A 722-nucleotide genomic window follows, 5' to 3' on the forward strand; every position below is an offset into this window, starting at 1 on the left:
TTAAAGGATAGTCTTATAAGTTTAGAGGAAAGAATAACTTTTTTTGAAGAGGAATTATATCTGGATGCTGAAAAAATTAAAACAATAAAAAATCCAGATCAGTTTAGGGAATACTTATATCAAAAAGTCAATGCTTCAAAAAATTCTGATTTTAGTGAAAAGTATAGATTTGATGCTTTAAAAATATTAACATCAAGAGCTAATACTTTAATGGATTTACTGGATGTTATGAGAAGAGTGGAACTTTTGATAGATTTGGAAGATGTTGCTGCTAAAGATTATTGGAGAATTAAGATACATGAGGTTTTAGTTTTAGGTAGAAAAATGGAATAAGTATGTGATAAAAAAATAAAATTAAGCCCTTTAATTTCTCATTTCTTGGTTTTTATTCTTTTTAGGGTGGAATTATAGTTTAAAAGATTGGAACTGGCTTAAAAGGGCTTGATTTATTAAAGGAAAATCAATCCAGACGTCGTATTCTGTTACCTTCCCATGACAAAAAATTCCTCTAAAAAAAGAAGACAAAACATTTTATCCAATAATATGCAAAAAATAGTACATTTGAGAGATAAAAGCTCAAATAATATGAAAGGAGGGAAAATAGTTCGCACCATAGGGGGAGAAAGTATAAAAAGGGCAAAAGGCCTATAACCCTTACAGCCAATGGAGGAGATCTTACTTTTAATGCAAAAAAGGTTACTATGGTAGGTAAGGATGGAGGA

1 protein-coding gene is annotated in these 722 nt (G+C 29.6%); it reads left to right on the plus strand.

Features of this window, described 5'->3' with window-relative positions:
* Positions 1-333: hypothetical protein (locus tag M3Z80_RS06025; protein WP_459251443.1), on the plus strand; the 333-nt coding region annotated here is incomplete at its 5' end.
* Between the last annotated feature and the right edge of the window lie 389 nt (positions 334-722).

The sequence above is a fragment of the Apibacter sp. genome (assembly GCF_025291155.1).
Lineage (GTDB): Bacteria > Bacteroidota > Bacteroidia > Flavobacteriales > Weeksellaceae > Apibacter.